Origin of the sequence: Natrinema versiforme JCM 10478 (assembly GCF_000337195.1) — an archaeon.
In the GTDB taxonomy this organism is placed as follows: Archaea; Halobacteriota; Halobacteria; order Halobacteriales; family Natrialbaceae; genus Natrinema; species Natrinema versiforme.
Genome location: NZ_AOID01000022.1, coordinates 1 through 25135 on the forward strand (window position 1 = coordinate 1; position 25135 = coordinate 25135).

Consider the following 25135-nt stretch of genomic DNA (forward strand, 5'->3'; position numbering starts at 1 on the left):
AGATGTGTATAAGAGACAGGCCCTGACTCGCAAACTCGTCAAGATACCGCCGAGTACGGCTCGACAGCCGCCGAGGGGAGCCACGGCGAGGAGCCCGATCGCCTGCTCGTGACCGTCGGTGCTCTCGAGTCGAACGCTCGCGGGACCGACGAGGGGACGCGGCCGCACGGATTCTACGTCGAGGATACGGGGTCGGGGCTGCCGGCCGATCGCGAGTCGCTGTTCGAGTTCGGCTACACGACCGATGCGGACGGGACCGGGCTCGGGTTGGCGATCGTCGAGGGGATCGCGACGGCCCACGGTTGGTCGATTGCGGCCCGAAACGGAGCGTCCGGCGGCGCTCGCTTCGAGTTCGACGATGTGCGAGTCGACGGCGGCGCGTCCGACACCGCCGCCGATTCCGTCTGAGCGAGTCGGCTTCGGCACGTCGCGAGACCGGTCTCGAGTCGTTCGCGGTCGCCGTCGACCCGTCAGTACGGAACACGGTCTCGCTGTCCCAGAAGAGGGAAATAGCGCGGCGTGCAACCACGAGCCGATGCTGTTGGTCCTCTGTGTCGATCTCGACGACGATCTCGGGCGCAAGACCGGCTTCTCCACGCCGGTCATCGGTCGCGACCCGGTCGAGGAAGCGGCCGTGGCGCTGGCCACTGCGGACCCGGAGGACTCGGACGTCAACGTCATCTTTCAGGGGTTGCACGTCTACGACGATCTGGCGGAACGCAACGAGAGCGTCGAGGTCGCCGTCGTCACCGGCAACGACGAGGGCGACGTCAGCGCCAACCGCGAGGTCGGCGACGAGGTCGATACCGTCCTCGCGAGCCTCTCGACCGCCGAGGACATCACCGCGCTCGTCGTCACCGACGGCGCACAGGACGAATCCGTCATCCCGATCATCCGCTCGCGGGTCCCGATCGACGGCGTCCGACGGGTGGTCGTCCGACAGGCACAGAACCTCGAGTCGATGTACTATACGATCAAACAGGTCCTGAACGACCCCGAGACCCGCGGAACGGTGCTCATTCCGCTGGGGATCCTCCTGTTGATCTACCCCCTCGCACTCATCGGATCCGCGCTGGATATGCCAGGGTTCGTCTTGGGAATGACGTCGGCACTGCTCGGATTTTATCTCATCTCGCGCGGACTAGGGCTTGGCGACCGGCTGGACGCGACCGTCGAACGCGCCCGCCACTCGCTGTACGCCGGCCGGACCACTCTGCTCGCGTACATCGTCGCGGCCGCGCTGTTCGTCCTCGGCGGCGTCAGCGGGACGGACACCCTCGAGGCGGTCCGCCAATCGACCGACGGGTCCGTCGAAGTGCCGGTCATGCTCGCCGCGCTCGTCAACGGCTCGATCCACTGGTTTGCCGCCGCGGGCGTCACCACCAGCCTTGGCCAGATCACCGATGAGTACATCGCGGGGACCCTGGAGTGGCGCTATCTCAACGCGCCCTTCTACGTGCTCTCGATCGCGGTCGTCCTCCACGCGGTGAGCGCCTTCTTCCTCGATCGGGTCGGGATCACCTACCTCGCGACGGCGCTGACCGCCGGCACGCTGCTCGGAATCGCGAGCACGCTGGCCTTTGCCGTCGCCGAGTCGCGGCTTTCCGATTCGGATCGAGACGGGGGACAGCGAGGGGCCGAGCGAGTCTAAACGGCGATTAGCGTTCCCGTTCGACGACGAACTCCGCTAACTCGAGTAGATACTGTCGAGCCTCTGGGTCGGCGACCTCGACCCGGTCCAGCGCGTCGAGTGCCCGATCGGCCTCCGCCTGCGCGTGTGCATTGGCTTCGTCGGGCGTGAGATCGGTCACTTGGACGACCGACGGCCGCTCTAAGGCGGCGTCGTGGCCGGTCGGCTTGCCGAGTTCCTCGGGGTCGGCGACGGCGTCCAACACGTCGTCCCTGATCTGGAAGGCGACGCCGACGCGTTCGGCGTACTCGCCCAGCGCCTCGACGGTGACGGGGTCGGAGTCGGCGGCGATCGCGCCGAGCTCGGCCGCGGCCCGAAAGAGCGCGCCGGTCTTGCGCCGTGCCAGCGTCATGTACTCTTCTTCGTTCGTGGGTTCGGCCGAGAGTTCGGTCGCCTCGCCGATGCCGAGTTCGACCATCGCCTCGGCGACGACGCGGGTGGCGTCCGGATCGGCCGAAAAGAGGGCGAAGGCCTCGCCCAGCAGCCCGTCGCTGGTGATGATCGCCGGCCCGTGGCCGAACTCGGCCCACGCGCTGGTCGTCCCGCGGCGCAGCTCCGAGCGGTCGATGATGTCGTCGACGACGAGCGAGGCGCTGTGGACGAGTTCGATGCCGACGCCGAACTCGACCGCGTCCTCGGCCCGCCCGCCGACCGTCTCGCAGGCCAGCAGCGTCACCATCGGTCGAACGCGCTTCCCTCCGGAGAGCGCGACGTGGCGAACCTCCTCGCTGAGCGTCTCGGGTTCGACCCCTTCGACGACCTCGACGAGACGCTCCTCGATCAGCGCCCGTCGGCGCTCCAGCAGTTCCATCACCCGCGCTTAGGATGGGGTGGAAAAGTAGCTAACGGATCAACTACGCCCCTCTGTCCCCTCTGTTGCGTACGGGAGATGCGGAGAAGCTGCACGGAAAACTGACCAAACGGCTACGAGCGTCGCAGACGCTCGCGGTCCTATCGCTTATCCGTCGAACTCGTCGATGAGTTCGGGGACGACGTCGAAGAGGTCGTCGACGATCGCGTAGTCGGCGATGTCCATGATCGGCGCGTTGGGGTCCGTGTTGATCGCGACGATCGTATCGGAGCCCTTCATGCCAGCGACGTGCTGGACTGCCCCGGAGATCCCGATAGCGATGTAGACATCAGGGGTGACGACCTTCCCGGACTGGCCGACCTGCCGGTTCTTTGGCAGCCAGCCGTTGTCGACGATCGGCCGGGACGAGGACAGCGTCGCACCGAGTGCGTCCGCCAGATCCCGGATGAGATCGAGGTTTTCCTCTTCCTCGATCCCGCGGCCGATCGAGACGAGCACGTCGGCCTCGCTGATGTCGACGTCGCCGCCGCCGACTTCCTCGAAGCCGTTGACCGTCGAGCCGACGGCATCCTCGTCGATGTCGGCCTCGAAGGCCTCGATCGCGGCGTCGCCGGTTCCTTCGGCGGCGGGCCACTCGGCACCGCGGATCGTGACGACCGCGTCGCCGGAGAGTTCGTTGGTCGTCTCGACCTTGCCGCCGTACATCTCGCGGGTCGCGACGAGGGTCTCGCCGTCGTTGTCGAGGTCGATCGTGTCGGTGACGATCGGCAGGTCGAGTTGGTTGGCGATGGCGGGGGCGTAGTCGAGGCCGTTGACGCTGTTGGGCGTCAGGACGTACTGCGGGGCGAGGTCGTCGTAGAGCTGCGCGATCGCCTGCGTGTAGACGTCGTGGTTGAACTCCTCGCCGTGGGAGACGGTGTGGATCGCGTCGACGCCGTCGCGGTTGAGCTTCTCGGCGAAGTCGTCGACGGTGCCGCTGATGACCGCGAGGTGGAGGTCGCCGCCGGTCTCGTCGGCGAGCTGGCGGCCGGCGGTGATGATCTCGTAGCTGACATCGCGCAGTTCGCCGCGGCGGTGGTCCGCGACCGCGAGGACGTCGCTCATTGTGCCACCCCCTTGTCGCGGAGCAGTTCACCCAGCTCCGAGGCGGTCTCCTCGGGGCTGCCCTCCCAGAACGTCGCGTCGCTCTCGCTTTCGGGCTCGTACATGTCCGTCAGCTCGAGTTCGGTTTCGATGGTGCTCTCGTCGACGCCGATATCGGCGAGGGCCTTGATGTCCATCGGCTTCTGTTGGGCCTGGCGGATGCCCCGGAGGCTGGCGTAGCGGGGCTCGTTGATCCCCGTCTGGATCGTCAGGACGGCCGAGAGCTCGATGTCGGTCAGCTCCTCGACGCCGCCCTCGAGTTCGCGTCGCACCGAAGCCAGGTCATCGTCGAAGTCGTGCTCGAGGTGGTTGACGACGGCACCCCACTGGTAGCCGAGGTTCTCGGCGACGGAGACGCCGGTCGCGGCGAAGCTGTCGTCGCCGGCTTGGACCCCCGAGAGCACGAGGTCGGGATCCTCTTCCTCGACGACGGCGCTCAGGATCTCCGTCTTGGCGTTGACATCGAGCAGGTCGACGTCCTCGAGGGAGTCGTCCCAGACGCGAACCGCGCGGTCGGCACCCTTCGCGAGGGCCTGCCGGATGGTCTGTTCGCACTCTTCGGGTCCGATGGTGACGGTTACGACTTCATCGGCGATGCCGTCCTCCTGCAACTGGACGGCTTCTTCGATCGCGTAATCGTCCCACTCGTTGAGGTCGGCACCGAGGTACTGGTCCGCGATTTCGGTTCCCTCGATTTCGAACTCGTCTTCGACGGTCGCCACCTCTTTGACCGTAACGAGAATTTTCATCGTTTGTCACTGCTACGTCCATACCGTAAATCTTTTCGAAACCGCCACTCACGCAGAAGCCGTTCAGTTACCATGTTTTTCGAATGATTTGTTTCGCGCTACGTTTGCTGGCGGTCTCCGGGGAGTGAGCTACCAGCGTTTCGTTCGCGCGCCTGATCGATCTCCAAGACGGAAACGGTTTAACGCCACCGCTGGTAGTGCTGAGTATGGCAGACTGTCCACTCGCCGACGACTGCCCGGAGTTCTCCGAACGGATTTCGGGAATGGGATGTCAACACTACGGTGATCGGGGTGGCAAGGAGTGGTGTAACCACTACGGCCAACCGATCGAAGACCTCAAAACACAGCCGGTCAAGTCGGGCGAGGAAGTCGTCATCGATGTCGTCGATATGCACGAAAGCGGTGCCGGCGTCGGCCGGACTGAAGACGGGTTCATCGTGATGGTCGACGGCGTCCTGCCGGAAGCCCGTGCGCGAGTGGAGATTACGCGGGTCCACAGCAATCACGCGCGCGCCGAGGAGTTGGAACTTCTCCCGATGGATCCCGACGAAGACGACGCCAACGAGGAGGGCGCGGCGTCGGGAGACGACGGTGACGATGGTGACGCCGTTGCTGACGAGTCCGGTTCGGACGACGGCGACGACGGCGGTCCCGAGCGCGAGCGACTCGGCAGTCGCGATAACTTCTGGGGCTCGTAACGTCCCCCTTGAGTGGACAGATCGCGCTGCGTCGGTCGGTTTTCTCCGAAGTTCAACTGTCCTGGGTCAGCGGATGCTCGTATCGACGCACCGTTCCGGCTCACACAACGTTTTCTCGGTCCCGTGCGATGGAGGCACATGGAACGCATTTCGCTGTCGAACTCGGCCTTCGAGGGAGACAACAACGCCTACCTCTTCACCGACGACTCGGAGACGGCGCTGATCGATACCGGCGACCGGACCGACGCGACCCGCGAGGCCCTTGCGACGGCACTCGCCGACCGCGGACTCGAGTTCGCGGATATCGACCGGATCTTCCTCACGCACTGGCACCACGACCACTGCGGGCTGGCTGGTGACATTCAGGCCGAGAGCGGGGCCGACGTGTACGCACACGCCGCCGACGCGGCGCTTATCGAAGGCGGCGAAGACGCGTGGGAGGCGATGTACGAGCGCCAAGAGCGGTACTTCGAGGAGTGGGGCATGCCCGAGGCCGAGCGGGAGGTCCTGCGCGAGCGCATGCGCCCCGACGTGGCGACGACCGAGACGCCGACCGTGACCCCGTTCGCGGACGGTGACACGTTCTCGATCCCCGGCACCGAACTCGAGGTCGTCCACACCCCCGGGCACGCGGCCGGGCTGTGCATGTTCGAAGCCGACCTCGAGCGCGGCCGGGAGGTGTTTTCTGGCGATACGCTGTTGCCGGTCTATACCCCGAACGTCGGCGGCGCGGACGTACGCGTCGACCGCCCGCTCGAGAAGTACCTCCGCGCGCTGCAGCAAATCACCGAGGCCGACTACGCCCGCGCGTGGCCGGGCCATCGCGACCCGATCGACGACCCTGCCGAGCGGGCACAGTACATCATCGACCACCACGCGGAGCGCTCGTGGCGGGTCCTCGACGCGCTGGAGCGGCTCGGGCCCTGTGACGCGTGGACGGTCAGCGCCGACCTGTTCGGCAACCTCGACGACATCCACATCCTCCACGGCCCCGGCGAGTCATACGCGCATCTGGAACACCTCGAGCGAGCGGGCACCGTCGTTCGCGAGGGCTCCGCGTACCGACTCGCCGACGGCGTCGCTGACGACCTCGCGGGGCTCGAGGACGAACGCTGGGACCTCGAGTACTGACGCCGAGACCGGGCCAACGATCGCTCGGAGCGGCGGTCGCTCCCATCTCTCCCGTCGAGAATTGCTGCCCGGTGTCCTGACTCGCGAACGTCCCGCGACCTTTCGTCGCGACGTTGAGGCTCGCAGAAACGGTCCACTTCTCGAGGATCACGAAACTCCGTGACCGGAGATAGTCAGCCGTATTTTACAGACTAATTCGAATATATTTCGACCCGGTTCGATACCGAGAAGTATTTACTCATACCCGAGTTAGGAACGGCCATGATGTGGCAAGACCTGATATTCCTCGCCGGAAGCGTCCTCTCGATCGTGTTCCTCGCGCCGACGGTGCGCGATGCGACGGCGAACATCCCACTTGGCTCGAGCGTCCCGTCGATGACCATCGGCGCGATCTACGCCGTGACGTACGCGACGATGGGAATGACCTTCTCGGCCGCGGGCTCGCTCGGCGTCGCGATGATGTGGTCGCTGATCGTCTCCTACCGCTCGCCCAGCCCCCACGACGGCCCCGCAAATGTCGTCCGGTTCGCCGGTTCGCTGGCCCGACAGGCCCGACGGACCGTGAGCGACTTTCTGTCCGACGAGGAGTACCCCGCGCCCGGTCAGTCGGCCGACTGATCGAGCGCTCGGCCCCGACCGCGATCCGTTTTCCGCTGTCCGTTCGACCGGTCGCGACTGCCGACTCGTTTCGCAGGCCCGCAGTCTCGAGTCCGCCGGTCACGGGGCTCACTCGGTGCCGAGACCCGGGAAGCTTTGATCCCGCCGAAATAGGCTGTACACATGCACACGCGAGTCCGCGGATTCGAGGGAGGGGTGTCGCCGTGATCGACGACGTCGAGGAACTCCTCGAGGAGATCGGGTTCGACCCCGAGACGAGCGTGTTGACCTACCGGCAGGCGCAGGTGCTCGCACTGCGGGAACGCGACGTTTCGCAGGCCGATATCGCCGACGCGCTCGGGACCTCGCGGGCGAACGTCTCCTCGATCGAGTCGAGCGCCCGGGAGAACGTGTCGAAAGCCCGCGAGACGGTCGCGTTCGCGGAGGCGCTTCGCGCACCAGTCCGGGTTCGGGTTCCCTCGGGCACCGATCTCTACGACGTGCCCCAGTTGGTCTACGACGCCTGCGACGAGGCCGGCGTCAAGGTCGATCACACCGCGCCGGACCTGATGAAGGTCGTCAGCGACGCCGCCGGATCGGCCGTCACCGGTCGACAGGTGTCGACGCCGCTGATCGTCGGGGTAACCTCGGAGGGAATGGTCCGCGTTCGCCATCAGGGCTGACCCGGTCGAACGGCTCAGAACCGGGCTTCGTCGGGGGATCAGCCGGTCGAGACGAGGTGCAGGCCGACGATTCCGACGACGATGAGGGACATGAAGCCGAGCCGAGCCACCGTTGCCGGTTCGTCGAGCAACGCGATTCCAAGCGTCGCCGTCCCGACCGCACCGATTCCGGTCCAGACCGCGTACGCGGTTCCGATCGGCAGGGACTGTATCGCCCGCGAGAGAAGCACCATACTCAGGAGGAGCGCGACCGCCGTCCCGACGGTCGGGATCGGCCTCGAGAGCCCGTCGGAGTAGTGGAGCCCGATGGCCCACGCGATTTCGAACAGTCCCGCGACGAAGAGCAGCGGCCACGACATCAGTGTCACTCCGGGCTCGCCCGACTATAGTACAGCGATGTGCGCCCACCCGCCGGAGCAGACGCGGCCGATTCCCGGAGAGATTTGTAGGCCGCCCCCGTCGACCCCGGTATGGACTTCGATCTCGACGGCAACAGCGCACTGGTGACCGCCGCCTCGAGCGGCCTCGGCTTTGCGAGCGCACAGGCGTTGGCAGCGGACGGCGCAAACGTCGCGATCTGTGGCCGCGACGCGGCGCGACTCGAGGACGCGCGCGATGAACTCGCCGAGATGGGCGACGGCGAGGTACTCGCCGTGCAGGCCGACCTCACCGACCCGGACGACGTCTCCCATCTCGTGAGCGAGACGGTCGACGCCTTCGGCGGGCTCGATCACCTCGTCACCTCCTCGGGCGGGCCGCCGAGTACGACGTTTCTCGAGACCGACGAACAGGACTGGTATCAGGCCTACGACCTGCTGGTGATGAGCGTCGTCTGGACCATCGAGGAGAGCTACGAGCACCTCCTCGCGTCCGACCACGGGACGATCACCTGCATCACGTCCCGGACGGTGCGGGAGGTCGCCGACGGCTTGCTGCTCTCGAACTCGGTGCGCCGGGGCGTGATCGGCCTCGTCAAAACGGTCTCGCGGGAGTTCGCCCCCGAAATCCGGGCCAACGCGGTCCTCCCGGGGACGATCGAAACGGCCCGGATCGAGGAACTCCTCGAGGCTCGCGTCGAGCGCGGCACCTACGACGACTACGAGCAGGGACTGGCCGCGATGGCCGACGACATTCCGATGGACCGCATCGGTGACCCCCGCGAACTCGGGGACGTCGTCGCCTTCCTCTCGAGCCCGCGGGCGAGTTTCGTCAACGGAGCCGAGATCCCGATCGACGGCGGCCTGCTGCGGAGTTGAGCAGCCGGCGGGGTGCCGTTCCGATCCGCCACGACGGCATCCCGATCGCTATCACTGCTGGTACTCGGGAGCCGGCACTCGATTCGTAAGAGAGGGAGAGAGTGTGTGAGTAGGCCGTCGTGATGCGCTCAATCCGCCGAAATTTCGCATGTTCCCTCGTAGGCGACGTCCCCGACGGACTCGATCTCGGGATTCTCGCCGCAGACCGGACACGCCGGGTTCGACTGGATCGGCACCTCCTCGAAACTCATGCCCATCGCGTCGTACATCAGCAGCCGTCCCTCGAGCAGGTCGCCCTTTCCAAGGAGGTACTTGACGGCCTCGGTGGCCTGAATGCAGCCGACGGTACCGGGGAGGACGCCGAGCACGCCGGTGGTCGCGCAGTCGGGGACGGTTCCGGGCTCGGGTGCCTCGGGGAAGAGACAGCGGTAACACGGCGGTGACTCGTCGCGGTCGCCGCCGCGTTCGTTGGTAAAGGACGTGATCTGGCCCTCGAAGCGGTAGATCGCGCCGTGGAACAGCGGCGTCTCGGTGAGCACGCAGTGGTCGTTGAGCAGGTACCGGGTGGCGAAGTTGTCGCTGGCATCGAGGACGATGTCGTACTCCGCAACGAGGGCCGCGACGGTGTCGGCCGTGACGCGGGTCTCGTGGGTCTCGACCTCGATGTCGGGGTTCAGTGCCGCGACGTAATCGGCGGCGCTCTCGACTTTCGGTCGACCCACGTCGTCGTCGCGGTGGACGATCTGGCGCTGGAGGTTCGACCGTTCGACGATGTCGTCGTCGACGATCCCCAGCCGGCCGACGCCGGCCGCCGCGAGGTACTGGATTGCCGGCGAGCCGAGGCCGCCCGCACCGACGATCAGCACGGAGCCCTCGAGGAGGCGTTGCTGGCCCTCGGGGCCGATCTCGTCCATGATGACGTGTCTCGAGTAGCGATCGAGTTGGGTCGAATCGAGACGCAGGTCGCTCATGGGGGTGTGTTGGCGCGAGAGGGAGAAAAGTTCGCGGGTCGATTCGCCAGCCGCCCGCCGATGCGACGGCGTGTAGCCTTCGTTTCGTGGCTGGCGCGACGACGCGTTCCCTCGCGGAGGTGGCAGGATCTTCACCGACCCAACGATTTAATAGTGTGGTGGACGTTCACACACCTATGGCAACCTCACCCACTGATGCCGGTGACGACGTCATCGATCAATTCCTGTCCGATCGCGGTCACTCGGTCGAACGAGTAGGGTGGGAGCAGGAGTATAACAAGAAGCAGTGTCCCGAATGCGGCGGTCTCCACGATACGTCCGCTCACTCCTGTACCGTCTGCGGGTGGGAACCAGCACCGTAGCGCGCGGTCGGCTACGACCGCCGTCGGCTCGACTTCGGCGGCCGTCTGTCTGTCTGTCTGGATTGACGTGCCGTGTCAATCCAGCTCAATTCGTCATTTTCCCAGTACTCAGACACGTTCAGTCACCGATTGCGAGCCTGTTTCTATCCAATATTCCGACACAATTATGGTGCATTACTGACCACCTATCGGTGAGAATAACGATGCCGGAATGTCAGAACTGCGGCGGGTTCGTGACGGACGCCTACGCTCGCGTGTTCACCCCGCCGGGTGTCGACGATCCGCGCGTTTGTCCGGACTGTCAGGACAAAATCCGCGACGGTGCCGACGTCCGCGAGGCCCGTTCTTCCCGCGATCCCTGACTACTCGTTTCTGTCGCAGAAAACCCACGTCACTTATGGGTGTCGCGCTCTTGTGTCGCTACAATGACTACGACGGATACGACGGTTACCCGCCTGTTCGGTGGTCCGGGGAGCGGGAAGACGACCGCCCTTCTCGACCACGTCGAGGAAATCCTCGAGCAGGACGGCGTCACCTTCCGCGACATTCTGGTCGTCTCGTATACGCGAGCGGCGGCCCAAGAGGTTCGCGAGCGGCTTGCCGAGCGACTCGACGAGAGCCCGCGTGCGCTGCAGGGAAACGTCTGTACGATGCACGCCAAGGCCTACGAACTGCTGGATCTCTCTCGCAGCGACGTGATCGGCGAATCCGATAAGGAGGAGTTCTGCGACGAATACGGCATCGAGTACGAAGACGAGTACTCGGGTGCCGGCCGCCGAACCGCCCGCTCGACGACGATCGGCAACAAGGTCATCGCGACGAGCCAGTGGCTCCAGCGGACCAGCCGCGACGTCTCCGACTGGTACGACGTTCCGTTCCAATGGGACGAAGAGGAAGTGCGACTGCCGCCCGAAATCGACCCCAACGCACAGGAGGGCAACAAGTACACCCCGACGTGGCCGAGCGACGACGACCGGATCGACGTCCCCGAGGCCATCCGTGCATGGCGTTCCTACAAGGGTGAAAACGGCAAAATCGGCTTCGCGGACATGCTCGAGCGAGTCCAGCAGCGCTCGCTCCTGCCCAGCGTCGACTATCTGGTGATCGACGAGTTCCAGGACATCACCACGCTGCAGTACGACGTCTACGAGGAGTGGAAACCGCACATGGACCAGGTTCTGATCGCCGGCGACGACGATCAGGTCGTCTACTCCTGGCAGGGTGCCGATCCCGCGCTCCTCCTCGAGGAGGAGGTCGACGAGGACGTCATCCTCCCGAACTCATACCGACTGCCGTCGAACGTGCTCAACGCGGTCAACAAGGAGATCCGCCACATCGACCAGCGCCAGGACAAGGACCTCAAGCCGCGGACGGAAGGCGGTGCCGTCGAAGCGCGGACGAACGGCTCGATGCTCGACGTGGTCCGGATGGTTCGGCGCACGCTCGTCGAGGGCGACGGCACGATCATGATTCTGTTCCGGGCCCGCTACCAGATGTTCCAGTTCATCGACGAGTTCATCACCGAGGGCGTTCCCTTCACCTCGCTGACCGACCAGCGGATGTGGACCGATCGGCTCACCCAGTATGTCCGCGCGGTTGAGGCCATCGACGCCGGCGAGGACGTTACCGGCCTGCAGGCCCGCCGACTCGCCGATATGCTACAGGACTCGGCCTTCGGCACGAAGGAACGCGACGCGCTCTTCGACGAGATCGACGACCGGCAGGAGGAAGCCGGCATCGACGACCTCGAAAATCTCATGATCCCCGCCGAGGTCGTCGAAGAGCACGCGCCGTTCATGCCCGGTCCGGGATCGGCGGCGGACATGCTCCGCAAAGTCACCAACTTCCAGAAGAAGAGTATCCGCTCGTACTTCGCCATCGGCGAGTATCAGGGGATGGCGACCGACCGCGTCCGCGTCGGCACGATCCACTCCGCGAAGGGTCGCGAGGCCGACCACGTCTTCGTCGGCACCGACCTCACCGAGAAGGTCGTCGAGCAGATGGTCGCCACCGTCGACGACCCCACCGACGTCCCCAACTGCGAGGAGTTCACCAAGACCACCTCGCCGGTTCCGGTGCTGACCGACAACGAGCGCCGCGTCTTCTACGTCGGCATGTCTCGAGCCCGCGAACGGCTCGTCTTGCTCGAGAACCTCGTCGATGGCGCGCCGACGCTGCCGATTGACGTGTTGCTCCGGAATCAGCTGACCGATTCGACCCTCGAGGAACTGATCGAGGAGGCCCAGGAACCGATCGCCGACGCTGATGCGGACGAGGTCGAGGCCGAAGCCGAAGCGCCGTGACCGGTGGGAACGAACGCGGCGTCGCAGGTGGGGCTCGGGGTTCCGAGCCTGACAGCCTCGCAGAGAGCCACGAGCGACGCGACCGCGCTGGGACGGTCCTCTCGGGGGCGCTCGCCGATCGCGACGCCGCCGCGTTCGTCCACGTCGGCACCGAACGCGATCCGGGAATCAGCTATAGCTGCCCGCGTCCGTCGACCGGACTGACTGCCGTCGCCTACGACGGGAGCGCAGACGAGTGGGTCGTCCGCTCGGCGGCCGATACGTCCCGGGGCCACCCCGCCGAGGGGCTCGCAGCGGCGCTTGCCGATCGCGGACTCGAGGGCCAACTCCTGACGCCCCCGCGAGTGCCACACGACGCCGCGCTCTACCTCGAGCAAGCCGGTTTCGAACTGGCGTCGACGGACGCCCTCGAGCGCGCTCGAGCGACGAAGACGGCCGGCGAACGGGAGGCAGTTGCGGCCGCCCAGCGGGCAGCGAGCGCCGGAATCCAGCGGGCGGCGGCAGTACTCGCCGACGCAACGGTCGTCGACGGGCGACTCGCAGTCGATGCGAGCGACGGCGGCGACCCCGACCCGCTGACACCCGCCCGGCTTCGGATTGCGATCGACGAGGCCATCGTCGGTACGGGTGCCTTTCCAGCCGACAACACCGCCGTCAATCCCGGCTCGAGCGCCGATCCCGACCACCCGCTCCGACCCGGCGATCCGATCGTCCTCGAGGCCGCTCCGCGCGGTCCGGCCGGCTACTATGGCGGCTTGGTCCGGACGCTCGTCGTCGACAGCGATGGCGGCCGGGAGCGCCGGGTCCACGTCGGCGTCACGCAGTCGTTTCGCTCCGCGCGGTCGATGCTGACCGCCGGGGCGGAGTCCGTGACCGCCGTCGAAGCTGACCTCGAGGCGGAGGTTCGCTCGTTCGGGTTCAGCGACGGCGACGCGATCGAGACGGGGGTCGCGGGCGTCGGCCTCGAGCCGCGCGAACGGCCCGTTGCCGGGGGTGACGAGATCGGCCCCGGGACCGTCGTGCGACTCGACGTGGCCGCTCGAGTAGCGGAAGACCAGTGGGTCCGGATCGCCGATCTCATGGCGGCCAACGACGAGGACGAGCGGCCGGACTGGCTGGCCGCGCCGTCCCAGTCGCTTTCGCCGACGGCATTGCTCGACTGAGTTTCGCGTCGGCGGGACTCGAGAACCGATGGCGGTGATTCCGAACAGGTTCCCAATGAACACGTACGCTCGACAGTCGTACTGCTGGCAGCGGATGTCCCGCTCTCGCTGGTGGCAGGACATCGCCACGTCCTCCCCAGCCGATTCGCTCACTCACTTCGTTCGCTCGCTCATCCCTCGCGCAGTATCGAGTCGCGGTTCGCTTTCGCTCACCGCGCCACAGCGCGCGCCACCGCATGCGGTCCGTTTCGGGTAGTTCGTCTCGAGCACGTTCCGTCCACGCCACTCCCGTGTCCTCAGTCGTCGCTGCTCGAGTCCGCATCGTATGCCGTTTCTCGGTCCGCGTCCAGCACGAACGGCCCTTCTTCGGGGGTTCGCTTCGTCACGTTCGCGGCCCGCAGGACGTACGATGTGAGGACGGCGTAGGGCGCGAGCGCGATCGTGTACGCGAGGCTGATGAAGACCGTCAGCGGCGTGTAGCCGAGGACGGTGACATCGGGGAACAACCCCGAGTCGAGCGCGAGCAACACGTAGGTGATGAAGACGATCGTCGGAAGCGAAACGGTCAACAGCGTCGTCGAGAGGTCCGAGAGCTCGAGTTTGTAGTACAGCGTCTTGAAGTACTCGCGACAGACCATGAGCGTGTGCAGCGTGTCCATGATGTCTTCGATCACGCGCTGTTCGGCGGCGGTGAGCTGGTCGCCGTACTCGGTGAGGATGCGCCGGGACTGGTAGAGCTGCCACGACGAATCGTAGTTCAGGCCCGTGAGGAGTTCGTCCGTCGAGCCGTTGGGAACCCGCGAGAGCGTCGTTAGCACCTCCTCGGTGTTCGCGTGGATGTCGGCCTGCAGCCGGTCGACCTCGTCGCGGTACTCCCGACCGGCGGCCCCCTCGAGGCCCTGTAACTCGTCGGCACGCTCTTTGATCGATCGGAGGACGACCGCGGTGAACTGCCCCGGCCGCGCCGGGCTTACGTCGACGATATCTCGCTCCTCGAGTCGCCCTTGAAAGTCGATGGTCGTATCGACCCGTTCGGACTGGTTACCCAGCGAGGTGAGTTCCTGCGAGATGCCGACGGCGGCAATCGAGACGACGATCGAGACCAGCAGGATCGTCCCCGACAGCAGCGTGTTGAATACGGTCTGGACCATCGTCGTCTCGCGCAGGAGGTCCTGATACTCGATGGGCCAGAGCCCGCCCATCACGAGCAAGACGGCGAAAACTGTCGCGAGCAACCTGGTCGCGACCCGCTCGCGGTCCCCGTCGAACAGCAGCCACCGCTTGAGTCGGTTCTCGCTCGAGCGGTCGAGCCGTCCCCGCGAGGTCCCGACGCGATCGCGGGCGGATTGAAGCAGCGACTCGCCATCGATCATCGGTAGATGGCCGACAGCCCCGACGGGTAAATAGCTACCACCGTCGAGAGGTCACGCGCTGTCAGCGTACGGTATGCGTGAATCGATCAGCTGTCCGAACCGCTTTCGCGGCGCTACCGCTCGTCGTCGGGTTCGGGCTCCGCGTCCGGCTCTTTCGTGACCGTTCCGACGACCCGTTGTGCCAGAATTTCGGGAATATCGGTGGGCATCGTCAGCCAGTGTTGGATCACCACGAGCCCGATCGCGAGTCCGATTAGCGCCCCGCCGAACAGCGGTTGGTCGCCGTTGAGCAGCCCGATTCCGGCCATCGCAGCGGGGAGCGCGAAGACGAGCGTGCCCGCGAGTTTGATCGTATCGATAATACCGGCCATTAGTGGGTGAATCGCGGGGGACGACCAAAAACGCGACGACGGCCCGCACTCGGACCGACTCGGTCCGGAGTGAGCACGGATGGACCCGGAACGGCTTTCCCACCTCGTCCGCCACCTGTACGTATGTTCACGGGAATCGTCGAGGAGACCGGCGAGATCGTCGCTCGAGAGCGCACCGACGACGGCCTCCGGCTGCGAATCGGTGCCGACGAGGTCGCGACGGGGCTCGAGTACGGCCAGAGCATCAGCGTCAGCGGCGCGTGTCTCACGGTCGAGGAGTACGCCGACGGCGACTGGTTCGAGGTGTTTCTGGCGACCGAAACAGTCGAACGAACCTATCTGGGCGACCTCGCCGAGGGCGAGACGGTCAACCTCGAGCGGGCGATGCCGGCCGACGGCCGGTTCGACGGCCACGTCGTGCAGGGCCACGTCGATGCGGTCGCGACGGTGAGGAACGTCGAGTCGGTCGACGAGGACTGGTTCTTCGAGTTCGAACTGCCAGAGGGCTACGACCGCTACGTGGTCGAGAAGGGGTCGATCACGCTCGACGGGATCAGCCTGACCGTCGCGGAACTTGACAAGGAGCGCGGGCGGGTGACCGTCGCCATTATCCCGACGACCTACAACCTGACGACGCTCGCCGACAAGTCGCCCGGCGATCCGGTCCATCTCGAGGTCGACGTACTCTCGAAATACGTCGAACGACTGCTCGAGGCGCGGTTCGACGCGTAGCGCGCTCTCTTTCGGTGACGTTCGCAATCACGGTTTAGTGGGTGGCCGTGGCAGGGCCGGTATGTCATCGCGCACACCGGAGTTCGAGCACGACGTCGAGACGACCATCGTCACGGGCGCGACCGGCGACGTCGGCTCGTGGGTCGTCGACCGGCTGGCGGATCGGGGCACGCGCGTCGTCGGACTCGACCTCGAGCGCCCCGCCGGCGTGCGGGCCAACGCCGAGTTCCGCGCGGTCGATCTGACCGACCAGGGGCCGACGTGGGAGACGATCGACGAGGTCGACCCCGACGCGGTCGTCCACCTCGCGGCGCTCTCGGATCCGCTTTCGACCCCCGGAACACAGCTTTTCGAGAACAACGTCATGAGCACGTACAACGTGCTGGTCGCGGCCGGCCGCGCCGACACGGACGTCGTCTGGACCTCCTCCCAGGCGACCTACGGCGCGCTCTTTGCCGACCGCGAGTGGACGCCCGACTCCCTCCCGATCGACGAGGATCACGAGCGCCGGCCCGGAGACCCTTACGGCCTCTCGAAGCGCTGCAGCGAGGAGACGGCTCGAGCCGTCGCGCGCCGCTACGGCATCGCCGTGACGACCATCCGTCCGGCGACGATCTTCTCGCCCGACAGAACCCCGGCGCGACCGTCGGAGGACGACACGGACCTCTCCGAGGACGCGACGGCCGGAAACTTCGGTTCCTACGTCGACGTTCGTGACATGGCACGCGTGGTCGAGGCAGCCCTCGCGAGCGACCACGACGGGCACGAGGCCGTGCTGGCGGTCGCCGACGAGAACTATCTCGGCCAGCCCACCGCGGAAATCGTCGAGACGGTCTGTGGCGACCTCCCCGCCGACTGCGACCTCGAGGGTCGGGAGTCGGCGTTCTCGAACGCGAAGGCCGCCGACCTGCTCGGCTGGCGGCCGGCCCACTCGTGGCACGACGGTGGGGCGACGGAGGATCCGGGGCCGACGTGGTTATGAGAGCAGGTGTCTCCGCCGCCTCCCGTCACCGGCCCGGTTCCGTCAGCGCTGGGGCGGGTCGAACTCGGTCAGTTCCGGCCGCGAATCGCCGTCGACGTCGTTCGTGACCGATTGATAGGTCCGGCGGTAGCGAGCGATCTTCCGGTAGAGGTAGTAGCCAATCGCGAGGTCGTAGACGATCACGTAGCCGACGAAGGCGAGGCCGGTGCCGATCGGGAGGAAACTGGTGATGATCTCGGGCGCGATCCCGACCGTGACGTTGTACGTCCCGTGGACGAAGGCGGCGACGAGCAGCCCCTTGAGGACGATCGGGCCGGCGTACTCGCGGTTGAACTTCGCCAGCCCGAGGTAGTAGCCCGCGATCGCGGAGTAGATGACGTGACCGGGACCGGCCAGCGCCCGAACCGTGGCGATTCCGCCCGCAGTGGCGAGCGCGCCCGCTTCGGGATCCGCCTCGCCGACGACGCGGCCGATGTAGATCGCGTTCTCGATGGCCGCGAAGCCGAGTCCGGCCACGGCCCCGTAGACCGCGCCGTCGATGACCGCGTCGAAACTGTCGCTCCGATAGGCGAACACCTGTACGGCGAGTAGCTTTACGGTCTCCTCGATAGGGCCGACGATCAGGTAGAAAAAGAGGAGGCTACCGAGGAACCCGACGCCGAACAGCGGCCGCGTGATTGAGTTGACGACCGCGGCAAACGTCGCGAACAGGATCGCGAGCAGAAAGGTCACGACCAGCAGTCGCAGTGGTTCGCTCGTCGTGATGTCGGCGTACCAGATATAGGCCGCGAGCAGCCCCGCCGGGACGACCGACAGCGCGAAGAAGCCGGCGAGGAACGGGTCCTCGAGGACGAGTGCGGCCGGCGAGACGAGCAGGGAGAGCGTGATCGCGATCGCGATCAACAGCACGATCGCCCGGAACCCGTAGCTGACCGCGTTGTAGAGCGTGTACGCGAACAGATCCGTAATCGATCGCGGTTCCCACGTCGAGACATCGTAGAGATCCTTCGATCCATCGCTGCGTCGCTCCTCCGCTCGTTCGACCGGGTCGCGCCTGCGCTGCATGGCCGTGTGTATACGCGCCGGCCCGGTATAGGTTCGGCAACCGGCGACGGACAGTACCCGTTCAGTGTCCGACGGCCGCACTCAGTCGTCGTCCGCACTCGATGCCGAGTCCGGGATATCCGCCGCCGACCAGACGGTAGCCGTGCGGTCGATCTTGTCGTTCCAGCCGGCAACGAGCGTCGTGACGGCCAAGTCGCCGGTCACGTTGTTCATCGTTCGCAGGCGGTCGAGGATCGGATCGACGCCCGCCACCATTCCGACGACCTCGAGCGGGAGGCCGAGTTGCGTGAGGACCATCGTGAGCATTATCAGTCCACTCCCGGGAACGCCAGCGGTGCCGACGCTCGCGAGGAGGGCCGTCGTGACGACGGTGAGCTGTTCGCCGATGGTCAGGGTCTGTCCGACCATGTTGGCAGCGAAGACCGCCGCGACGCCCTGATACATCGCCGTCCCGTCCATGTTGATCGTCGCGCCCAGCGGCAGCGAGAAGCTGTAGATCTCCTCGTCGACACCGAAGTTCTCGTCGGCGTCGTTCATGGTGACCGGGAGCGTCCCGCTAGAGGAGCGGATCGAGAGCGCGGTCACCATCGCTTCCTTGCTGCCACGGAGGAAATCGACCGGAGACTCCCGGAGCAGCCCCCACTGGATGATCAGCAGGTAGGTGATGCCGATGTGGAGTCCGACTGCAATCGCGAGCGCGCCGATGAGTTTGGCGAACGGCGCGATCGCGTCGACCCCCGCGTTACCGAACGTTGTCGCCATCAGGGCGAAGACGCCGATCACCCCGTACTCCATGACGCCCCAGACGACCTTGAACATCGCTTCCGCGCCGGTCTCCGCGAGTTCGAATATCGTTTCGGTGCCCTCGTGGACGGCCGAGCTGACGTCGTACTCGTCTTGTAGATAGGCCAGCGCGAGTCCGAACACGATCGTGAAGAAAATCGTCGGGAGGACGTCCCCGTTCGCCATCGCCCCAATCGGGTTCGTCGGCACGATGTTCATGAAGACCTCGACGATGTCGGGAGCCTCTTTGGTCTCGACGCTCGCGTCGGCCACTTCGAGCCCGGTCCCGGGATTGATCAGATTCGCGACGAACAACCCGATACCGATCGCGATTGCAGTCGTGAGCAGATACAGCGCAACTACCTGCCCGCCGATCTTCCCGAGGTTCGACGGCGAGAGCCGTCTGGCACCCATAAGCAGCGTGAAGACGATGATCGGAATCACGATCATCTGTAGCAGCCGGACGAAGAGATCGCCGAGCGGCTCGAGCCGCGTCGCCGGTTCCCCGGCCGCCAGGCCGAAGAGTGAGCCAAGAACGAATGCGACACCGATGCGGTAAATAATCGGAACGGATCGATACCGGTCGTAGGCATTCCGTATTACCATTTCTACACCCTATGTCGAAACACACGGCCAATAAAAACACCGATACCGAATCATTCGATTGGTATATACGGGTATGGTGGTGAGTATTTACATTCTATATTATTTAGGTATATTTGCTACTATTTGTATAGGAATTAACGTTGGAGGCGGAGATCCTGTACGAACGGAACGTCCCACTCACTCGATCGCGGGCTGACTGGGATTCTGACAGCACCCCTCCACCGTTTCTAGGACGGCGACAAAATGCGGCCGGCTCGACTATCACGGGCTCACGAGAACCGATCACTTCGATAGACGGCGCGGACTCGGAATTATCAAAGGCCTCCCGGCCCAACCCACGGGTATGCATTTCGACCAGCGAACCCAGCAGGCGCTTCGCGACGTCGGCCTCGAGACCGACGATCTCCGGGCCGCCTCGGAGGCGGTCGTCGAGGCCGTCGCCGAGGACGCGGCCGCACTCGAGGAGTTCTTCGCCGACCACGACACCGTCTACTCCGACATGGAGATGGCCCACTCGAGTGCCGACTATCCGGAGCACGAGGTCGACTACGCGGATCTGACGACTCACGCCGACGAGATGCGCGGCTGGCTCCGCTTCGAGACGTGGGGCGTCTCCGTCGAGGACGGCCGGATTTTAGACGAGGACTACGTCGAACTCTCCCTCGGGCCGACGATCAACGATCGGGTGCGGTTCGCCGCCGACCGCGATATCCTGCGATGACGACGGCTCGAGTCCGGGGCATCTACACGACGGCCGTCACGCAACTGCTGAGCGAAGCCGGGTACGAGGTCGTCCAGGCCTCCGAGCCGATTCGAGAGCGGTTCGACCAGTCGTTCGAGGCCGCACCGGCGGACGTGACGATCGAGACGACCCGCGACCGCCAGGGGGTCGAAATTTCGGGCGACCCCGATGCGGTCGAGACGGTCGCCGGCGAACTCGAGACCCTCGCGATCGACGCCTTCCGCTGGGACGACGACGTCCCTCGCGGCGCGGTCTTCGACGCGGCGGTGCTCGAGGCAGCCGGCGGCAGCGGCGCGGTGGTCGACCTCGGCGACGGCCGCCGCGGCTATCTCAACTACGACGACGCGGACGGCTACGTCGACGACGGCGACCGGTTCCGGGTGCAGGTCCACGACCCCGCGCCCCCGTGGGACGACGACCGACCGCTCGTCCGGCCGACGCTCGAGGTCCAGGGCGGGCTCTGTACGCTCTCGAAGGACCGGACCGGCGTCTCGGCGGCGCTGCGCGGCGAGCGCGCGGAGGAACTGGTCGGTATGACCGACCTGCTCTCGGTCGACGTGCCCGACGGGTGGGGACTGCGCTGGCAACACGCCGCGACAGACGCCGACCTCGAGGCGATGGGCACCGCGCTCGAGGACGCCGTAAGTCGAGTGCGGACGCTCGAGGACGCGCTCGCCGACGCGCCGGACGACCCCGGCGAGCCGGGACTGCTCGCCACACCCCGTCGGACCGAGTGGTGCTGGTTCGGCCGCGAGACCCGGTTCGCGCTGGACGGCGTCCGCCGGCGGGTCGAGACGACGATGCCGGGCCACCACCGGTCGAAGGCCGCCGATCGGGCCGCGAGCGCGGCGGTCGACTTCGCCGAAGCGGTCTGCGGTTCGATGGGGGCGGACGGCGCGGCCGACGGCGAGTTCCCCTTTGCCGCGGTCACCCGACAGTTCGGCCCGACGAAGGGCGACCGCCTCGAGATCGGCCACGGCAAACCCGACGGCCGGCTCATCTCGCTGGGTCGCGGCGAGGTCACCGAGTGGGACCCCGAGGGGAAGCTCACGCTCGAGCGTTCCATGCGCGGCGGCGGCAGCTACGACGCGCTCGGCGTCGCCAAGGAGTCCGGCGACGTCGCCGTGACGAAGTTCCGCGAGGGCCGCTGGTGGTATCCGACGACGTACAAGGCCGCCGACGGGACTGCGAAGGGGACCTACGTCAACGTCTGTACCCCCGTCGAACTCTTTCCCGACACGGTTCGGTACGTCGACCTCTACGTCGACGTGATTCGACAGGGAGACGGCACGGTCGAAATCGTCGACGCGGACGAACTCGAGGCCGCCGTCGACGACGGCCTGGTAACCGAGGAGCTAAGCGAGAAAGCGATGGACGTGGCCGAAGCAGTCGAGCGCGCGCTCTCGAATTGACCGACTCGAGGCGGGTGCCGAGTTTCGTCGCCTATGCGTTTTCTGACCAGCCGTCCGCCGGCGCGTGAATCCGGTCGTTGAGGACGATCTCGAGGCGGTCGTCGGCGAACAGCCGATCGATCTGGCCGTGCGTGAACGTCCCGTCGCAGTCCTCGCCGACGAACGTGACGAGGCGGTCGGTTCGTTCGACGACGGTGGCCAGCGAACTGCCGTTTCGATAGCGGTAGCGAACGGTCGTTCCGGGGTGGAGTGCCTCCGCGGTGACGCTGAGAAACTCCCGGCGGTGGAGGGCCATACCCCGGGAACACGGCGAAATCGATATAGCTCTTCTGGCTGTCGACCGAAGCCGCAGTGCCGACCCGTGTGTCTGCTGCCGTTAGGCGATCGATCAGTCCGACAGGCTCGTGATCGTCTCGGTTCCGGTCGCGGTCGGGAGCAAGCCGACGTACTCGTCGAGGTCGAGCGCGAACTCCCTCGCGGTCCGCGGCTGGACCCAGCGAAACTCGAACTCGGAGCCGTGTTCCCCGCCGCCGTCGGTGACGGTGTGGGTCCAGCGGTCGCGCGGTTCGTGGACCGTCGAGTGAAAGAAGTGGCGCACGTAGCGTCTCCCTTCACGTCGCGTCCAAATGTCAGTCGTCAGGTGGCTCGTCCCGTTTAACGCCCCGAGTCCGCTTTCCTCGAGGACCTCCCTGAACAGCGCCTCACGCGGTGATTCGCCCGCCTCGAGCGTTCCCTTGGGGATCTGCAACCCGTCGTGGCCCGGCCCCTCGAAGACCAGTAACTCGCCCGTCCCGCGAGTGATGTAGGCACACGCCTTCTGGACGTACGTTATCTCCTTCATGTTACAATGTAACGCACCGTTCTGACGTAAAAACCTATCATAGAGGTGATTAAATGACCTTAAGGAGGTCGAAAGATCGGTTCGTCGGTCGATCGACGAGCGCGAGCGGTCAGTCGGAGGCGACTGGTGCGTCGTCCGTGACGGGCGCGTCGCCGTCGAGATAGGTAAAGAGCGTCGCCAGCGCCGGGCCGGAGACGTTGTGCCAGACGCTGAAAAGCGCCGGGATCAACGCGGCTTCGGGACTGAAGTATACCGTCGCGAGCGTGACCGCCAGTCCGCTGTTCTGCAGGCCGACTTCGAACGCGCACGCTCGCGCCCGATCTTCGGCCATGTTCGTCGCGTGCCCGATGGCGTAGCCCGACCCCAGTCCGAGGCCGTTGTGCAACACGACCGCGAGGAAGACGAGCGCGCCCGCGCCGAGGATCGTCTCGACGTTGAGGCCCACGACGGCCGCGACGATGGCGACGATGGCGACCACGCTGATCGCCGGGAAGATCGACAGCCCGGCCTGTGCGACCGTCGGCGCGTACTCATCAAGCACGTAGCGCAAGACGAGTCCGCCGATAACCGGGACCAAGACGACCTGCACGATCGAGGTGGCCATCTCGCCGAACGTGACCGTGATCGACTCGCCCGCGAGCAGGACGATCCACGCCGGCATCACCAGCGGCGCGGCGAGCGTCGTCACCGTAGTGATCGACACCGACAGCGCAACGTCGCCGCGACCGAGGTAGGTCATCACGTTCGAGGCGGTCCCGCCCGGTGCCGCACCGACGATGATCAGTCCGAGCCCGATCTCTTCGGGCAGTCCGAGCGCGAAGACGAGGCCGAAGGCGATCGTCGGCATCAGGAGCCACTGGCTCACCGCCCCGATGGCGACGTCCCGCGGTCGCTCGAGGATGCGCCGGAAGTCCGCCGGCGTCAGCGTCAGTCCCATGCCGAGCATGATGATGCCTAGCAGCGGGGTGATATAGGGCGCGACCGGGGTGAACGTCTCGGGCGAGTAGAGTGCCAGCGGCGAGACGATCAGCACCCAGAGGACGAAGTATTTGCTCGTGATCGTACCGATTCGCTCCAGCGTCCGTTGCCAACTCATTCGATCCTCACCACAGTGAGAGACATGCTCACCCGTCGGTAAGTGTGGTATATCAATACTACGGCTTCCGGGCGCGCTCGAGGTCGCTTTCGTCCGGCAGTTCCGCCAAAACGTAGCGAGCCGCGTCGGGCATCGAACGGCGACCGGTCACGACGGAATCAGGTCGCAAAGTGGGTTTCCGCGACCGACCGCCCGCAGACGGGACAGCCGTTGGCTAACGTCGCCTCGCGCATCGGGTCGGTTACCGGGATCTTGCGGCCGCAATCCGGGCAGGTGAATTCGTACGGTTTCATGGGTCTGGATGGTGGACTCGACACCTCTTCCTACGGACTGGGTCCCGATAGGGGATGTACCCAGATATGGAGGGACGTATATAGGCGGGACGGCGGCAGGCCGGTGGCTCCGCGGTCAACTCGGCTCCGTTTCGCCGTCGTCTCCGGAACCCAGCCACCGAGCGAGTCGGCCCCCGGCCGGGGCCGAGCCTCGAGTCGCGCGGATCAGTCGGCCGCGAGTTTGTCGAGCCCGGCCGACTCGATGTCGTCGCCGTCGACCGACGAGCGCAGCGAGTCCATGCCGTCGTCGCGATCGATGTCGAAGTCGTTCGCGTAGAGTTCCGCAACGCGGCTCATCTCTTCCTCGGAGAGCTTCGGCACGTCGCTGGCGGCCGCCCACTCGTCGATGTCCGCCTTCGTGCGGAAGGTCGGCGTCACGGACGCGACGGGGTCGTGGCTCAGGAGCCACGCGATCGATGCCTGTCCCATCGTCCGCTCGCCGTCTCGCTCCAAGAAACGGAGTTTCTCGAGTTTCTCCCAGCCGGTCTCGTACCATTCCTCGGGGCGAAACCCGCGGTGGTCGCCCTCGCCGAGTTCGGTCTCGGGGGTGACCTGCTCGTTGAGGATGCCCGACGAATGCGGGACGCGGGGGATCAGGCTCGTCGACGAGCCCGTTCGCTCGATCGTCTCGAGGAAGTGGTCGCCGACCTCCTGTTCGAGCATGTTCCAGACGAGTTGCACCGAATCGAACTCTTCTTCGATCGCCAGATCGCCTTCTGCGAGCCAGCCGATCGAGGGACCGAGCGCGAGTCCGGTGGCCTCGATCGTTCCCTCCTCCTCGAGCTCGTCCAGCAACTCGAGGATATCGGGCGTGATCTCCTCGATGTCGGCGTTGTGGAGCTGGAGCACGTCGACGGACTCGAGCCCGAGTCGATCGAGGCTCTTGTGGACGGCCTCGCGGAGGTAGTCGGCGTCCATCTCCTTAGGGAGCTCCCCGTGGCCGGCCTGCGGGTTGTTGTAGAAGTCGTAGCCGACCTTGGTCGCGATCGTGACCTCGTCGCGGATCTCGCTCAGCGCTTTCCCGACCAGTTCCTCGCTGCGGCCGTGGCCGTAGACGTCGCCGGTATCAAAGTACGTGATCCCCTGATCGACGGCGTACTGGAGCATCTCGATCGCGTCGTCTTCCGAGCGGTCGCCCCACCAGTCGGTGCCGACGGTCCACGCGCCGAAACCGACCTCGCTCACCTCGACTCCGGAGTCGCCGAGTTCGCTGTGTTGCATGGACGACCCTTCGAAGCGGGGG

Annotated in this window: 29 protein-coding genes; 15 read left to right on the top strand and 14 right to left on the bottom strand. The window is 65.9% G+C overall.

Annotated elements, in window-relative coordinates:
• The first annotated feature begins 108 nt into the window (after positions 1-108).
• Both C489_RS06715 and C489_RS06720 read left to right on the top strand, forming a co-directional pair.
• Positions 109-408: an ATP-binding protein gene (locus C489_RS06715; protein ID WP_006430426.1), complete on the top strand. Its 300-nt coding sequence runs from the start codon at positions 109-111 to the stop codon at positions 406-408.
• A gap of 127 nt (positions 409-535) precedes the next feature.
• The gene (locus C489_RS06720; RefSeq protein ID WP_006430429.1) at positions 536-1651 is read left to right on the top strand and encodes a DUF373 family protein; all 1116 of its coding nucleotides are present in this window, start codon (positions 536-538) and stop codon (positions 1649-1651) included.
• 7 nt (positions 1652-1658) lie between these two features.
• Here the strand turns inward: C489_RS06720 and C489_RS06725 are convergent, their stop codons facing one another.
• The 3 genes from C489_RS06725 to C489_RS06735 form a co-directional block, all read right to left on the bottom strand.
• A complete protein-coding gene (locus tag C489_RS06725) occupies positions 1659-2501 on the bottom strand; it encodes a polyprenyl synthetase family protein (RefSeq protein WP_006430431.1) in 843 nt (280 codons plus the stop codon).
• A 147-nt stretch (positions 2502-2648) separates the two neighbouring features.
• The gene (locus tag C489_RS06730) at positions 2649-3605 is read right to left on the bottom strand and encodes an electron transfer flavoprotein subunit alpha/FixB family protein (RefSeq protein WP_006430433.1); all 957 of its coding nucleotides are present in this window, start codon (positions 3603-3605) and stop codon (positions 2649-2651) included.
• Positions 3602-4393 (bottom strand): electron transfer flavoprotein subunit beta/FixA family protein, encoded by a 792-nt coding sequence (locus C489_RS06735; protein ID WP_006430434.1) that lies wholly within the window; start codon positions 4391-4393, stop codon positions 3602-3604. The genes C489_RS06730 and C489_RS06735 overlap by 4 nt, the downstream gene beginning before the upstream one ends.
• Before the next feature lie 206 nt (positions 4394-4599).
• On the opposite strand from C489_RS06735, the gene C489_RS06740 reads away from it, so the two are divergent.
• The 4 genes from C489_RS06740 (at position 4600) to C489_RS06755 (ending at position 7502) form a co-directional block, all read left to right on the top strand.
• Complete coding sequence (locus tag C489_RS06740) at positions 4600-5091, top strand: TRAM domain-containing protein (protein WP_006430435.1); 492 nt, start codon at positions 4600-4602, stop codon at positions 5089-5091.
• A gap of 138 nt (positions 5092-5229) precedes the next feature.
• Entirely contained in the window at positions 5230-6222 is a 993-nt protein-coding gene (locus C489_RS06745; RefSeq protein ID WP_006430436.1) for an MBL fold metallo-hydrolase, read from the top strand.
• Between the two features lie 264 nt (positions 6223-6486).
• Entirely contained in the window at positions 6487-6840 is a 354-nt protein-coding gene (locus tag C489_RS06750; RefSeq protein ID WP_049890685.1) for a hypothetical protein, read from the top strand.
• Positions 6841-7043: 203 nt separating this feature from the next.
• Positions 7044-7502, top strand: coding sequence for a Tfx family DNA-binding protein (locus C489_RS06755; RefSeq protein WP_006430438.1), 459 nt, complete (start codon positions 7044-7046; stop codon positions 7500-7502).
• Positions 7503-7540: 38 nt separating this feature from the next.
• On the opposite strand, the gene sugE is transcribed toward C489_RS06755, so the two are convergent.
• Entirely contained in the window at positions 7541-7861 is a 321-nt protein-coding gene (gene sugE, locus C489_RS06760; RefSeq protein WP_006430439.1) for a quaternary ammonium compound efflux SMR transporter SugE, read from the bottom strand.
• Between the two features lie 111 nt (positions 7862-7972).
• Between sugE and C489_RS06765 the strand changes: the two genes are divergently transcribed.
• Positions 7973-8758: an SDR family oxidoreductase gene (locus C489_RS06765; RefSeq protein WP_006430440.1), complete on the top strand. Its 786-nt coding sequence runs from the start codon at positions 7973-7975 to the stop codon at positions 8756-8758.
• A 128-nt stretch (positions 8759-8886) separates the two neighbouring features.
• Here C489_RS06765 and ubaA read toward each other — a convergent pair whose 3' ends face one another.
• A complete protein-coding gene (ubaA, locus tag C489_RS06770) occupies positions 8887-9729 on the bottom strand; it encodes an SAMP-activating enzyme E1 (protein ID WP_006430441.1) in 843 nt (280 codons plus the stop codon).
• Positions 9730-9905: 176 nt separating this feature from the next.
• Here ubaA and C489_RS20720 point away from each other — a divergent pair, with 176 nt between their 5' ends.
• The 4 genes from C489_RS20720 to C489_RS06780 all read left to right on the top strand — a co-directional run bounded on the left by C489_RS20720 (position 9906) and on the right by C489_RS06780 (position 13557).
• Positions 9906-10091, top strand: coding sequence for an HVO_0416 family zinc finger protein (locus C489_RS20720; protein WP_083902775.1), 186 nt, complete (start codon positions 9906-9908; stop codon positions 10089-10091).
• Between the two features lie 203 nt (positions 10092-10294).
• On the top strand, positions 10295-10453 hold the full coding sequence (locus tag C489_RS22120) for a DUF7563 family protein (protein WP_006430443.1): 159 nt from the start codon (positions 10295-10297) through the stop codon (positions 10451-10453).
• A gap of 63 nt (positions 10454-10516) precedes the next feature.
• Positions 10517-12394 (top strand): UvrD-helicase domain-containing protein, encoded by a 1878-nt coding sequence (locus C489_RS06775; protein ID WP_006430444.1) that lies wholly within the window; start codon positions 10517-10519, stop codon positions 12392-12394.
• Positions 12391-13557, top strand: coding sequence for a M24 family metallopeptidase (locus C489_RS06780; protein ID WP_006430445.1), 1167 nt, complete (start codon positions 12391-12393; stop codon positions 13555-13557). The genes C489_RS06775 and C489_RS06780 overlap by 4 nt, the downstream gene beginning before the upstream one ends.
• 296 nt (positions 13558-13853) lie before the next feature.
• On the opposite strand, the gene C489_RS06785 is transcribed toward C489_RS06780, so the two are convergent.
• Together C489_RS06785 and C489_RS06790 are read right to left on the bottom strand one after the other, a co-directional pair.
• Positions 13854-14930 carry a hypothetical protein gene (locus C489_RS06785; RefSeq protein WP_006430446.1) on the bottom strand — a complete coding sequence of 359 codons (1077 nt, stop codon included), beginning with the start codon at positions 14928-14930 and terminating at the stop codon, positions 13854-13856.
• Between the two features lie 113 nt (positions 14931-15043).
• Positions 15044-15301: a DUF7533 family protein gene (locus C489_RS06790; protein ID WP_006430447.1), complete on the bottom strand. Its 258-nt coding sequence runs from the start codon at positions 15299-15301 to the stop codon at positions 15044-15046.
• 123 nt (positions 15302-15424) lie between these two features.
• Here C489_RS06790 and C489_RS06795 point away from each other — a divergent pair, with 123 nt between their 5' ends.
• Both C489_RS06795 and C489_RS06800 read left to right on the top strand, forming a co-directional pair.
• Entirely contained in the window at positions 15425-16033 is a 609-nt protein-coding gene (locus C489_RS06795; protein ID WP_006430448.1) for a riboflavin synthase, read from the top strand.
• A gap of 61 nt (positions 16034-16094) precedes the next feature.
• Complete coding sequence (locus C489_RS06800; RefSeq protein ID WP_006430449.1) at positions 16095-17015, top strand: NAD-dependent epimerase/dehydratase family protein; 921 nt, start codon at positions 16095-16097, stop codon at positions 17013-17015.
• Between the two features lie 42 nt (positions 17016-17057).
• Here C489_RS06800 and C489_RS06805 read toward each other — a convergent pair whose 3' ends face one another.
• Together C489_RS06805 and C489_RS06810 are read right to left on the bottom strand one after the other, a co-directional pair.
• The gene (locus C489_RS06805; RefSeq protein ID WP_006430450.1) at positions 17058-18080 is read right to left on the bottom strand and encodes a PrsW family intramembrane metalloprotease; all 1023 of its coding nucleotides are present in this window, start codon (positions 18078-18080) and stop codon (positions 17058-17060) included.
• A gap of 81 nt (positions 18081-18161) precedes the next feature.
• Entirely contained in the window at positions 18162-19469 is a 1308-nt protein-coding gene (locus C489_RS06810; protein ID WP_006430451.1) for a dicarboxylate/amino acid:cation symporter, read from the bottom strand.
• Positions 19470-19812: 343 nt separating this feature from the next.
• On the opposite strand from C489_RS06810, the gene C489_RS06815 reads away from it, so the two are divergent.
• Both C489_RS06815 and C489_RS06820 read left to right on the top strand, forming a co-directional pair.
• Positions 19813-20190 (top strand): DUF7532 family protein, encoded by a 378-nt coding sequence (locus tag C489_RS06815; RefSeq protein ID WP_006430452.1) that lies wholly within the window; start codon positions 19813-19815, stop codon positions 20188-20190.
• Complete coding sequence (locus tag C489_RS06820) at positions 20187-21623, top strand: DUF402 domain-containing protein (protein WP_006430453.1); 1437 nt, start codon at positions 20187-20189, stop codon at positions 21621-21623. The genes C489_RS06815 and C489_RS06820 overlap by 4 nt, the downstream gene beginning before the upstream one ends.
• Positions 21624-21654: 31 nt before the next feature.
• Here the strand turns inward: C489_RS06820 and C489_RS06825 are convergent, their stop codons facing one another.
• From C489_RS06825 to C489_RS06845, 5 genes are all read right to left on the bottom strand, one after another.
• The gene (locus tag C489_RS06825) at positions 21655-21918 is read right to left on the bottom strand and encodes a hypothetical protein (protein WP_006430454.1); all 264 of its coding nucleotides are present in this window, start codon (positions 21916-21918) and stop codon (positions 21655-21657) included.
• Positions 21919-22011: 93 nt separating this feature from the next.
• Entirely contained in the window at positions 22012-22464 is a 453-nt protein-coding gene (locus tag C489_RS06830; RefSeq protein WP_006430455.1) for an NUDIX hydrolase, read from the bottom strand.
• Between the two features lie 109 nt (positions 22465-22573).
• On the bottom strand, positions 22574-23560 hold the full coding sequence (locus C489_RS06835) for a bile acid:sodium symporter family protein (RefSeq protein WP_006430456.1): 987 nt from the start codon (positions 23558-23560) through the stop codon (positions 22574-22576).
• 158 nt (positions 23561-23718) lie between these two features.
• Positions 23719-23853 carry a DUF7560 family zinc ribbon protein gene (locus tag C489_RS06840; protein ID WP_006430457.1) on the bottom strand — a complete coding sequence of 45 codons (135 nt, stop codon included), beginning with the start codon at positions 23851-23853 and terminating at the stop codon, positions 23719-23721.
• 204 nt (positions 23854-24057) lie between these two features.
• Positions 24058-25113 carry an aldo/keto reductase gene (locus C489_RS06845; RefSeq protein ID WP_006430458.1) on the bottom strand — a complete coding sequence of 352 codons (1056 nt, stop codon included), beginning with the start codon at positions 25111-25113 and terminating at the stop codon, positions 24058-24060.
• Between the last annotated feature and the right edge of the window lie 22 nt (positions 25114-25135).

Excerpts from the sequence above, each read along its gene's own strand:
- C489_RS06720 (WP_006430429.1), top strand. The coding sequence starts at position 536 with ATGCTGTTGGTCCTCTGTGTCGATCTCGACGACGATCTCGGGCGCAAG.
- C489_RS06725 (WP_006430431.1), bottom strand. The coding sequence starts at position 2,501 with ATGGAACTGCTGGAGCGCCGACGGGCGCTGATCGAGGAGCGTCTCGTC.
- C489_RS06730 (WP_006430433.1), bottom strand. The coding sequence starts at position 3,605 with ATGAGCGACGTCCTCGCGGTCGCGGACCACCGCCGCGGCGAACTGCGC.
- C489_RS06735 (WP_006430434.1), bottom strand. The coding sequence starts at position 4,393 with ATGAAAATTCTCGTTACGGTCAAAGAGGTGGCGACCGTCGAAGACGAG.
- C489_RS06740 (WP_006430435.1), top strand. The coding sequence starts at position 4,600 with ATGGCAGACTGTCCACTCGCCGACGACTGCCCGGAGTTCTCCGAACGG.
- C489_RS06745 (WP_006430436.1), top strand. The coding sequence starts at position 5,230 with ATGGAACGCATTTCGCTGTCGAACTCGGCCTTCGAGGGAGACAACAAC.
- C489_RS06750 (WP_049890685.1), top strand. The coding sequence starts at position 6,487 with ATGTGGCAAGACCTGATATTCCTCGCCGGAAGCGTCCTCTCGATCGTG.
- sugE (WP_006430439.1), bottom strand. The coding sequence starts at position 7,861 with ATGTCGTGGCCGCTGCTCTTCGTCGCGGGACTGTTCGAAATCGCGTGG.
- C489_RS06765 (WP_006430440.1), top strand. The coding sequence starts at position 7,973 with ATGGACTTCGATCTCGACGGCAACAGCGCACTGGTGACCGCCGCCTCG.
- ubaA (WP_006430441.1), bottom strand. The coding sequence starts at position 9,729 with ATGAGCGACCTGCGTCTCGATTCGACCCAACTCGATCGCTACTCGAGA.
- C489_RS20720 (WP_083902775.1), top strand. The coding sequence starts at position 9,906 with ATGGCAACCTCACCCACTGATGCCGGTGACGACGTCATCGATCAATTC.
- C489_RS22120 (WP_006430443.1), top strand. The coding sequence starts at position 10,295 with ATGCCGGAATGTCAGAACTGCGGCGGGTTCGTGACGGACGCCTACGCT.
- C489_RS06775 (WP_006430444.1), top strand. The coding sequence starts at position 10,517 with ATGACTACGACGGATACGACGGTTACCCGCCTGTTCGGTGGTCCGGGG.
- C489_RS06785 (WP_006430446.1), bottom strand. The coding sequence starts at position 14,930 with ATGATCGATGGCGAGTCGCTGCTTCAATCCGCCCGCGATCGCGTCGGG.
- C489_RS06790 (WP_006430447.1), bottom strand. The coding sequence starts at position 15,301 with ATGGCCGGTATTATCGATACGATCAAACTCGCGGGCACGCTCGTCTTC.
- C489_RS06795 (WP_006430448.1), top strand. The coding sequence starts at position 15,425 with ATGTTCACGGGAATCGTCGAGGAGACCGGCGAGATCGTCGCTCGAGAG.
- C489_RS06800 (WP_006430449.1), top strand. The coding sequence starts at position 16,095 with ATGTCATCGCGCACACCGGAGTTCGAGCACGACGTCGAGACGACCATC.
- C489_RS06805 (WP_006430450.1), bottom strand. The coding sequence starts at position 18,080 with ATGCAGCGCAGGCGCGACCCGGTCGAACGAGCGGAGGAGCGACGCAGC.
- C489_RS06810 (WP_006430451.1), bottom strand. The coding sequence starts at position 19,469 with ATGGTAATACGGAATGCCTACGACCGGTATCGATCCGTTCCGATTATT.
- C489_RS06815 (WP_006430452.1), top strand. The coding sequence starts at position 19,813 with ATGCATTTCGACCAGCGAACCCAGCAGGCGCTTCGCGACGTCGGCCTC.
- C489_RS06820 (WP_006430453.1), top strand. The coding sequence starts at position 20,187 with ATGACGACGGCTCGAGTCCGGGGCATCTACACGACGGCCGTCACGCAA.
- C489_RS06825 (WP_006430454.1), bottom strand. The coding sequence starts at position 21,918 with ATGGCCCTCCACCGCCGGGAGTTTCTCAGCGTCACCGCGGAGGCACTC.
- C489_RS06830 (WP_006430455.1), bottom strand. The coding sequence starts at position 22,464 with ATGAAGGAGATAACGTACGTCCAGAAGGCGTGTGCCTACATCACTCGC.
- C489_RS06835 (WP_006430456.1), bottom strand. The coding sequence starts at position 23,560 with ATGAGTTGGCAACGGACGCTGGAGCGAATCGGTACGATCACGAGCAAA.
- C489_RS06840 (WP_006430457.1), bottom strand. The coding sequence starts at position 23,853 with ATGAAACCGTACGAATTCACCTGCCCGGATTGCGGCCGCAAGATCCCG.
- C489_RS06845 (WP_006430458.1), bottom strand. The coding sequence starts at position 25,113 with ATGCAACACAGCGAACTCGGCGACTCCGGAGTCGAGGTGAGCGAGGTC.